This is a genomic window from Halomonas sp., from assembly GCF_052095765.1.
GTDB lineage: Bacteria > Pseudomonadota > Gammaproteobacteria > Pseudomonadales > Halomonadaceae > Halomonas.
Genome location: NZ_JBQDJZ010000096.1, coordinates 1 through 9,964 on the forward strand (window position 1 = coordinate 1; position 9,964 = coordinate 9,964).

A 9,964-nucleotide genomic window follows, 5' to 3' on the forward strand; every position below is an offset into this window, starting at 1 on the left:
TGTCAGTTATCCTACATACATTATGCACGAAAACTTTCGGTTAGGCACTTACTTACTCGATCACAGGGTCTGCACACTGTGATCTACCGCATTCTTTACCCGATCCTGCTGCTCGGTGTCAGCACAGTGCACGACAACCGTCCACTTGCCTGAGTCTGTCGCTTCACGCGTTTTTTGAACCACACGACCGTGGTCTGGTCGCAGCGACACAGCACCAGCCAGCAGCAACGCTAACACCGCACCCAGAAAGCCCAGGGCAATAAACGTCAACATCGGACTGGACTGAGTCGCAACCGGTCCAAATACCACCAATATTCCCGCAACAACCAGGCCGACGAACAAGCCAGCCAGCCCAAGAGTCACATGTGACCGGGCCATCGTTTTCGCAATTCCGCTGCTTTCGGGTTCAACCTTGCGCGCCACGTCAGGGTCATGGGGGCGTACCACCAGAACCTGAGATGGCGAAAGCCCGAAGTCATCAACCAGTCTCTTGGCCGAAGTATCTGCTGCAGACTGACTAGCGTATTCTGCCGTGATCTTGTGAGGGTACTTTTCCCCAGAAATCGTATTCTGTACGGACATAGAAAAACCTCCACATTCTCGTTCACAGTACGTTCATACCATTACTACTACAGTCTTGTTGAGCTATGTGCTGCGCACAAGTTCAATGCTCACTATCAATCCAGCAGCGCCTCGACGCTTTCTATCTCACCACAACGCTCTGGGGTATAGCCCGGCAAAGCAGAGACGGCATCGTGAAACGCCTGGCTGGACAGTACCTCACGCAGCTGCACCAAACGCGGATCACTCAGGCTACGTTGATGACAGACCAGCAGATAGTCTTCGCTGGCCAGAGGCACAAAATCCAGCCCGAAACGCCGCGCTGCGGCTTCCACACCGAAGCCCACATCGGCCATGCCAGACGCCACATAGGCCGCTACTGCCGAGTGGGTATACTCCTCCAGCGGATAGCCATTAATGTCTCCGGCAGCAATATCCTGCTGACGCAGCAGACCATCGAACAACGCTCGAGTGCCTGAATCCGCCTGGCGGTTAATAAAGTGCGCCTGCCCTTTCGCGCCATCAGCGAGATCGGCCAACCCTTGCATACCCAGCGGATTACCGGCTCTTACCATCAACCCCTGACGGCGCGTGATAAAGCGCACCAGACGATGCCCCCTTGGCTTGAGCAGGCTGCGGTAATCACTTCCCAGCCCAACTCCAGCCTTCCCGCGGGCCAGATGAAAACCGGCCAGCTCACAGGCACCTCGATTCAACGCCAGCAGCGCTTCCCTGGGGCTGCAGTACTGCAGATCGAGGCGAATCTCCTGACGCTTGAGAAAGTCAGGCAACAACTCGACGGCATAGCCGTGGCTTGCATGAAAACGCAGCACCGGCCTGACGCCTTCCAGGGTCTGGGCAATGGCCAGATTCAGCTCCGAGCCCAGGCTCTCAAGCTGTGGCCCCAGGCGGGCGCTCACCCGCTGTTCAGCCCACAGCAGCTTCTCACCCAGCGGCGACAGCCAGGCTCCACGACCACGCGCCATTTCCACCAGCGGTGTACCGAAGAACTCCGCCCACTTGTTGAGCTGGTTCCAGGCATGACGATAGGAAATACCTGTCGTTTCAGCGGCCCGAGTCAGCTTGCCATGGCGATGCACGGCCTCGAGCAGCACGAAAAGCTGACGGTCGAGCTGATTGCCGGCATCATCGCTGAAATACCAACCAGGTGTGATTTGGATCTTTTTCATATGAAGTAAGTTTCATGTTTTGCTAAACGAGATTCAATGCTAGCTTTAAAGCAACCGTGACGCACTAGAACACTCAGTTTTAGTGCCTGCTAAAAACGATAAATCATGGAAGTTATGCAGATTCGTTCATATTTATGACTAGCTACTGCATCCTACTCATGATCACCAAACATAGCCCGTAACAATGACCAGGTGACCCCGATGAGCACCTTACTCGAATGGACCCCTGCACAGATTCAGGACAGCATCGACGCCTTGAAGTACAAGCCAGGCGCGCTGCTACCGATTCTGCATGCCCTTCAGGAACGCATCGGCCACATTCCCGCTGACAGCGTGCCGATTATTGCCGAATCCATGAACCTGACCCGCGCCGAGGTACACGGCGTAATCAGCTTTTATCATCACTTTCGCACCACACCGCCGGGGCGCTATGTGATTCAGGTATGCCGCGCCGAGGCCTGCCAGGCCATGGGCGGGCGCCAGCTGGAAGCCCACGTCAAGACGCGCCTGGATCTCGACTATGATGCCACTACCCCTGACGGCGGTATCAGCCTGGAGCCTATCTACTGCCTGGGCAACTGCGCCTGCGCGCCCAACATCAGCGTAAACGAGCGGGTACTTGGCCGCATGAACACCACGCGCTTCGATACCCTGTATGACGAGCTGACTGATGAGATAAACGACGCCCTGCACACCCAGACGCTGGAGGTGAAGTGATGACCATCCGCGTATTTGTTCCCTGCGATACCACGGCGCTCGCCATGGGCGCCGATGACGTTGCCCAGCGCCTACTGGACGAAGCCGAGCAGCGCGGTTTGACAGTAGAGGTGGTACGCAACGGCTCACGTGGTGCCTGCTGGCTAGAACCACTGGTGGAAGTGGAAACCGCCGATGGGCGTCAGGCTTACGGACCGGTCGGCGCCGAGGATATTCCGGCGCTGCTAGACCAGGGCCTGCTGGAAGGCAAACGTGAGCATGCCTTGGCGCTGGGCAAGGTCGACGACATCTCCTGGCTGGCCAACCAGCAACGCTTTACTTTCGCCCGAGCCGGCATCACCGACCCGCTGAGCCTGGATGACTACCTGGCCCATGACGGCTTTCGCGGTCTGGAGCAGGCGCTGGAGCTCGACGCCCAGGCCATTGTCGATGAGATCAAGGCGTCGGGACTGCGCGGACGTGGTGGCGCGGCCTTCCCCACCGGCATCAAGTGGCAGACCGTGCTAGACACCCCGGCCGAACAGAAGTACATCGTGTGCAACGCCGACGAGGGCGACTCCGGCACCTTCGCCGACCGCATGGTCATGGAGTGCGACCCCTACATGCTGATCGAGGGCATGGTGATCGCCGGATTGGCAGTGGGCGCGACCCAGGGCTACATCTACGTGCGCTCGGAATACCCGCTGTCGTGTCGCATGCTCAATGTGGCCATTGAGCGAGCCGAAGCGGCGGGCTATCTGGGTGATGACCTGCGCGACAGCGGCCGACGCTTCCATCTGGAAGTCCGCATGGGTGCCGGTGCCTATATCTGCGGCGAGGAGACCTCGCTGCTGGAAAGCCTCGAAGGCAAGCGCGGCCTGGTGCGTTTCAAGCCGCCGCTGCCGGCCATCGAGGGGCTGTTCGGCCAGCCCACCGTGGTCAACAACGTGCTATCGCTGGCCGCCGTGCCGTTCATTCTCGACAAGGGCGGTGCAGCCTACGCCGAGGTCGGCATGGGCCGCTCACGAGGTACTCTGGTCGTCCAGCTGGCCGGCAACGTCAAGCGCGGCGGACTGATCGAGCTGGCCTTCGGCACCAGCTTGCGCCAGGTGATGGAAGACTTCGGCGGCGGCACCTATAGCGGTCGGCCGCTGCGCGCCGTACAGGTGGGCGGCCCACTGGGCGCCTATCTGCCGGCGTCCCAGTGGGATCTGCCACTCGACTACGAGGCCTTCAGCGGCGATAACGCAGTACTCGGCCACGGCGGCGTGGTGATGTTCGACGACAGCGTCGACATGGCCGAGCAGGCACGGTTCTCCATGGAGTTCTGCAAGGTGGAGTCATGCGGCAAGTGCACACCGTGTCGGATCGGCTCAACCCGCGGCGTTGAAGTGATCGACCGCATTCGCCATAACCAGAGCCGCGAGGCCAACCTGGCGCTGCTCGGTGAGCTGTGCGACACCATGGTCGACGGCTCGCTGTGCGCCATGGGCAGCATGACGCCGATTCCGGTGCAAAGCGCCCTGACCCATTTCCCCGGTGATTTCCTGCGTACGGTACAGCAGAGCGCGCAAGCTAACGCGGAAGGAGAGCCATCATGATCGAGTACTTTAACCCCAGCCTGTACGAGAGAGATCTCGGCACCCCGGCGCGTGAGGGCGCGCCGGTCACGGTTTCGATCGACGGCGTCAGCATCACCGTGCCCGAGGGTACGTCGCTGCTGCGCGCTGCTTCCATCGCTGAGATCAATATCCCCAAACTGTGTGCCAGTGACAACCTGGAAGCCTTTGGCTCGTGTCGACTGTGTGCCGTGCAGGTGGAAGGCAAGCGCGGCTATCCGGCGGCCTGCACCACCCCGGTGGAAGCCGGCATGCAGGTCACCACCTACAACGCGCATCTGGCCAAGCTGCGGCGCAATATCATGGAGCTCTACATCTCCGATCACCCGCTGGACTGCCTGACCTGCCCCGCCAACGGCGACTGCGAGTTGCAGGACGTGGCCGGCGACGTAGGGCTGCGCGAGGTGCGCTACGGCTTCGACGGCGAGAACCATATCTCCGCCGAGCAGGATCATTCCAACCCCTACTTCAGCTTCGACCCTAGCCGCTGCATCCTCTGTTCGCGCTGCGTGCGGGCCTGCGACGAAGTCCAGGGCACCTTCGCCCTGACCATCGACGGACGCAGTTTCGACTCCAAAGTCTCGCCGGGCCAGGACCAGGCCTTCATGGACTCCGAGTGCGTATCCTGCGGCGCCTGCGTGCAGGCCTGCCCCACTGCAACGTTGATGGAAAAGAGCGTGATCGAGCAGGGCCAGCCGGATCACAGCGTGATCACCACCTGCGCTTACTGCGGCGTCGGCTGCTCGTTCAAGGCCAAGATGAAGGGTAACGAAGTGGTGCGCATGGTGCCCTACAAGGGTGGTGCGGCCAATCACGGTCACTCCTGCGTCAAGGGCCGCTTCGCTTTCGGCTACGCTACCCACAAGGACCGTTTGACCACGCCGATGATTCGCGACAGCATCGATCAGCCGTGGCGCGAAGTCAGCTGGGACGAGGCGATCACATTTGCCGCCGAGCGGCTCAAGGCGACCCAGGCCAAGTACGGTCGCGAGAGCATCGGCGGTATCACCTCGTCACGCTGCACCAACGAAGAGACCTACCTGGTGCAGAAGCTGGTACGCGCTGCCTTCGGCAACAACAATACCGACACCTGCGCCCGAGTCTGTCACTCGCCCACCGGCTACGGTCTCAAGACCACCCTGGGTGAGTCCGCCGGTACCCAGACCTTCGACTCGGTGATGCAGACCGATACCATCATCGTGATCGGCGCCAACCCCACCGATGCGCATCCGGTGTTCGGCTCGCTGATGCGTCGCCGGTTACGCGAGGGTGCCACGCTGATTGTCGCCGACCCGCGCCGTATCGATCTGCTCAATACACCCCACCTCAAGAACGGCCAGCATCTGCCGTTGCGCCCCGGCACCAACGTGGCACTGATCAATGCCCTGGCCCACGTAGTAATTGATGAGGGCCTGGAAGACCACGACTTCATCAAACAACGCTGCGACAGCGAGGCCTACAACGCCTGGCGCGAGTTTATCGCCGATGCGCGACACAGCCCCGAGGCCACCGAATCGATTACCGGTGTGCCGTCAGCGGACGTGCGTCGTGCCGCCCGCAGCTATGCCACCGTCAACAACGGCGCTATCTACTACGGTTTGGGCGTAACCGAGCACAGCCAGGGTTCGACCATGGTGATGGGGATTGCCAACCTGGCGCTGGCCACCGGTAACATTGGCCGCGAGGGCGTGGGCGTGAACCCGCTGCGCGGCCAGAACAACGTCCAGGGCTCGTGCGACATGGGCTCCTTCCCTCACGAGCTCCCCGGCTATCAACACGTCGCCGACGACGTTGCCCGCAGCCACTTTGAAGCCGAATGGGGAGTTGCGATCGACCATGAACCGGGGCTGCGTATTCCCAACATGTTCGACGCCGCCATCGAAGGCACCTTCAAGGCGCTCTATGTGCAGGGCGAAGACATCGCCCAGTCGGACCCCAACACCCAGCACGTGGAAGCCGCGCTGACCTCGCTAGACTGTCTGATCGTGCAGGACATCTTCCTCAACGAGACCGCCAAGTTCGCCCACGTACTGCTGCCTGGCTCCACCTTCCTCGAGAAGGACGGCACCTTCACCAACGCCGAGCGGCGCATCAACCGGGTGCGCAAGGTGATGCCGCCGCTGGCCGGCAAGGAAGACTGGGAAATCACCCTGGCGCTGTCCGAGGCGCTGGGCTACCCCATGCACTACGATCACCCATCCGACATCATGGACGAGATCGCACGGCTGACGCCGACATTCACCGGCGTCAGTTTCGCTAAGATCGATGAGCAAGGTAGCCTGCAGTGGCCGTGCAACGAGGAATTTCCTCTGGGCACGCCAACCATGCACGAGGTCGACTTTCCCATCGGCCAGGGCCGCTTTGCCATCACCGAATACGTGGCCACCGAGGAGCGTGCTACCCGGCGCTTCCCTCTACTGCTGACCACCGGACGGATTCTGTCGCAGTACAACGTTGGTGCCCAGACACGGCGCACCGCCAACCAGGTGTGGCATGACGAGGATATCCTGGAACTACATCCGTCGGATGCCGAGCTGCGTGGCGTCAAAGACGGCGACTGGCTGGGCATCACCAGCCGCGCCGGGCACACCGTGCTGCGCGCCCAGCTCAGCGAGCGCATGCAACCAGGCGTGGTTTACACCACCTTCCACCACCCCGGCAGCGGCGCCAACGTGATTACCACCGATAGCTCCGACTGGGCCACCAACTGTCCGGAATACAAGGTCACCGCCGTTCAGGTCGAGAAGGTCAGCCAACCCTCGAAGTGGCAGCGGCGCTTCGATGACTTCGACCGCCGCCAACAGGAGTATCTGGCCGCCGCCCAACGCGACGAGGCCGCCGGAGCCGGTGCATGAAGGAATCTGGTGGAGCGCTTTCGCTATGGGTGCAAACCTACCAGCAGGGCCGTTCGGAGGAACTCCACGATCTGCTGGCCGACGAGGTGCCGGTGGCGCTGGTGTATAACGGCGTCTCCCACGCGGTGATGATGGCTAGCCCCATCGATCTCGACGACTTCGCCCTGGGTTTCAGCCTGTCCGAAGGTATTCTGGCCGATGCCTCCGAGCTGTACGACTGGGCGCTGCAAGAAACCGACGCCGGCTGGGTGGTGGAAATGACTATCGCCAGCCAGCGCATGGCTGCACTCAAAGCACGACGCCGTAACCTGACCGGGCGCACCGGCTGTGGGTTGTGCGGCACCGAGTCGCTGGATCAGGCCATTCGTCCGATAACTCAGGTTCAGGCACCGCAGCTCAGCCACTCCGCCGTGCAGCGAGCCCTTGCCGCCCTTGAGCAGTACCAGCCACTGCAAGCTATCACCGGCGCCAGCCATGGCGCGGCCTGGTGCAGTCTGGAAGGCGAGATTCTGCTGATGCGCGAAGACGTAGGGCGCCACAACGCCCTGGACAAACTGATCGGTGCCATGGCGAGCGGACGCCCGTCGCAGCCGACGCTTGATCACGCGCTTGAACAACAAGGCTTCGCGCTGGTCTCGAGCCGCGCCAGCTATGAAATGGTGCACAAGAGCGCCAGTGTCGGTATCGGCGCGCTGGTCTCAGTCTCCGCCGCCACCGCACTTGCAGTCCAACAGGCCCAGCTAGCTGACCAGCTACTGATCGGCTTCGCCCGCCCCGGACGCCATGTCGTCTATCATCGCCCCACTGCGCAAGCGGTGGCTAATGGCTAAATTGGTAAAGGAAATCATAACGATGTCAGCGCAGCGTAAAAACCTGATCCACATGGCCAATCAGATTGCCGAGAACCTGCGCCACGGTCGCAGTGACGACCAGGCGGCAAAAGACACCACCACACACCTGGAGAAATTCTGGGCCCGCTCGATGAAAGCGGACATCATTGAATGCTTGAACGACTACAACAGTGGGCTAAACCCCGTCGCCCATGCAGCAGTAGGGCAGCTGAAACAACGCGGCCGCACCAGCTGAAATGCTGAGTGCTGATTCAATACGACTGGACCACCGGGTAGCAAGCATCGCCCCACAGGGTACCGGGATTGTCCATCATGAGGGTCAGGATGACCGGTATCAGCTTGCTCATAAAGGCGACACAGTCGCGTAGCTGATCGCGGTTGACCGAGCTGTTCCAGGTGGCCCCGCCGTGTATCACCTGATTGCGCAGGGTATAGGTGCGATTCAGCGTAATACCGAGCACCGTGGTCGTATCCTGCTTGCCAAGCGCAATCTGGGCGGCCACCCGAGCTCTGTCAAAATGCCCTTCCCAGTCCTGCTGGCTGATAACACGGTTTTGATAATCCCAGAAGCCCTGAAACACGAAACGGTTATTGAGGAGCACACGAATGCTGCCCGGAAACTCTTCCCAAACCAGCTTGCCGAGTTGGTCGTCGGCATCCAGGCTCACGAGCTTTTCCAGAAACTCGGCAAACACCAGCTTTTCCGTGATTCGATGTTCTTCGTGTACTTCAGTTGCATAGGCGGCATTGAAGGCAATCCACAGGAAGATGAACTTGCCATCCACATCATCAGCAAGCTCAGCACGCTGAAGCCAGCTCAGCGCGCGATGCACCCGCAGGCTGAGATTGGGGTGAAATTCGCCACGCTCCTGGCGGTGACGCTGTTTCAGCGTTGCATAATCCATGGTGACACTCCTTTCACAGAGAAGCCGGCAGAACTTGACCGATCACTAGCCTCCAGTGTCTTTTCCTTAATTGCCTGCTATGGCTAAGCAACAAGGCAGATCAACGACTCCGAACTTCGTTCCAGATCTGCTGCAGTAGCTGCAGGTTATCGCCTTCAATCACTGGTGTGGTGACCAGCAGGTCGCGGTTGGCCGCTTCCAGCTTTGACACCTCACGCAACGACGGCGTCACTTGCTCGAGCGCCGCTTCGTTAGGCGTACGGTAGAATGCATAGTTAGCAGCCTGAGCAGCAATGTCAGGGCGCAACATGAAGTTCAGAAACGCATTGGCAAGCTCGGGATTCGGCGCCCGTGCCGGAATGACCATGGTATCCACGCCAAGCTGCGAGCCTTCCTTAGGTACATAGAAGGCCAGATGGCCGTATGTTTCCGGTGCATCCTGCTTGCGATAATCCAGATCGCCGCTATAGGTCACAGCAATCCGGTTGACGCCCCGCGCCACCTGTTCAATCGCAGCTGTGCTGTCGATAAAGCCGGTCAGGTTGTTGCGCTTCAGCGTCTTACTCATCAATCCGGCTGCCTCGACCCAAGGCTTTTCACCCACGCAGTCAAAGCCATTGCCCTGGTAAGCACAGGCCATGCCCATGGCCACCTGAGGATCGCCACCCAGCAGCGCAAACGGCTGATCAGGGTTGATCTCAGGGTCAAACAGCGCCGACCACGACGACTCGATATTCGGGAAGGTATTGGTGTCGTATACCACGCCGGTTACGCCCCACAGGTACGGAATACTGTACTGCTCTTCAGGGTCGTAGCTCGGTGTGCGAAACGCTTCCATCAGGTTGTCACGCCCACCGATGCTCTCAGTGTCTAGCGGCTGAACCAGCCCTGCCTGAATCAGGCGCGGTACGAAATAGTCGGTGGGCACGACGACGTCGTACTGGGCATCGCCGCCAGCTGAGAGTTTGGCAAACATCTCGGCGTTGGAGGTGAAGTAGTTCTGCACCACCTTGGCATCAAACTCTTGTTCGAAGGCCGTGATGACCTCCGGCGGCATGTACTCCGTCCAATTGAACAGATACAGCTTGTTCTCATCGGCAGCAGCGCTCAGTGCGAATGCCACCAGTCCGGCGCCCAGGCTTACTGCAAGTCGTTTCTTGTGCATTGTTGGTTCTCCTTGCTTGGGTTGTCGTCCTATATATGGGCCCATCATACCCTTGGCCGCCTCAAATGATAGGGGTCGGGAAGGCTTTGCCTCCCCGCCCTCCGAACCGTGCGAGCGGTTCT

At 60.2% G+C, this 9,964-nt stretch carries 9 protein-coding genes; 5 read left to right on the forward strand and 4 right to left on the reverse strand.

Features of this window, described 5'->3' with window-relative positions; genetic code table 11:
• Window positions 1-60: 60 nt before the first annotated feature.
• Entirely contained in the window at window positions 61-582 is a 522-nt protein-coding gene (locus ACTH3D_RS11225; protein ID WP_441667201.1) for a hypothetical protein, read from the reverse strand.
• Between the two features lie 95 nt (window positions 583-677).
• Window positions 678-1,751: a substrate-binding domain-containing protein gene (locus tag ACTH3D_RS11230; protein ID WP_441667202.1), complete on the reverse strand. Its 1,074-nt coding sequence runs from the start codon at window positions 1,749-1,751 to the stop codon at window positions 678-680.
• A gap of 201 nt (window positions 1,752-1,952) precedes the next feature.
• Between ACTH3D_RS11230 and ACTH3D_RS11235 the strand changes: the two genes are divergently transcribed.
• The 5 genes from ACTH3D_RS11235 to ACTH3D_RS11255 are packed head-to-tail and all read left to right on the forward strand — an operon-like array spanning window position 1,953 to window position 8,007.
• The gene (locus ACTH3D_RS11235) at window positions 1,953-2,468 is read left to right on the forward strand and encodes a formate dehydrogenase subunit gamma (RefSeq protein WP_441667203.1); all 516 of its coding nucleotides are present in this window, start codon (window positions 1,953-1,955) and stop codon (window positions 2,466-2,468) included.
• Window positions 2,468-4,048, forward strand: a complete 1,581-nt coding sequence (locus ACTH3D_RS11240) for a formate dehydrogenase beta subunit (protein WP_441667204.1) — start codon at window positions 2,468-2,470, stop codon at window positions 4,046-4,048. The genes ACTH3D_RS11235 and ACTH3D_RS11240 overlap by 1 nt, the downstream gene beginning before the upstream one ends.
• Window positions 4,045-6,921, forward strand: a complete 2,877-nt coding sequence (fdhF, locus tag ACTH3D_RS11245) for a formate dehydrogenase subunit alpha (RefSeq protein ID WP_441667205.1) — start codon at window positions 4,045-4,047, stop codon at window positions 6,919-6,921. The genes ACTH3D_RS11240 and fdhF overlap by 4 nt, the downstream gene beginning before the upstream one ends.
• A complete protein-coding gene (fdhD, locus tag ACTH3D_RS11250) occupies window positions 6,918-7,751 on the forward strand; it encodes a formate dehydrogenase accessory sulfurtransferase FdhD (protein WP_441667206.1) in 834 nt (277 codons plus the stop codon). Before fdhF ends, fdhD begins: the two co-directional genes overlap by 4 nt.
• Before the next feature lie 22 nt (window positions 7,752-7,773).
• Window positions 7,774-8,007 (forward strand): formate dehydrogenase subunit delta, encoded by a 234-nt coding sequence (locus ACTH3D_RS11255; RefSeq protein ID WP_441667207.1) that lies wholly within the window; start codon window positions 7,774-7,776, stop codon window positions 8,005-8,007.
• A gap of 16 nt (window positions 8,008-8,023) precedes the next feature.
• Here ACTH3D_RS11255 and ACTH3D_RS11260 read toward each other — a convergent pair whose 3' ends face one another.
• Entirely contained in the window at window positions 8,024-8,677 is a 654-nt protein-coding gene (locus ACTH3D_RS11260; protein ID WP_441667208.1) for a hypothetical protein, read from the reverse strand.
• Between the two features lie 100 nt (window positions 8,678-8,777).
• Entirely contained in the window at window positions 8,778-9,842 is a 1,065-nt protein-coding gene (locus ACTH3D_RS11265; RefSeq protein ID WP_441667209.1) for a polyamine ABC transporter substrate-binding protein, read from the reverse strand.
• Window positions 9,843-9,964: the final 122 nt, after the last annotated feature.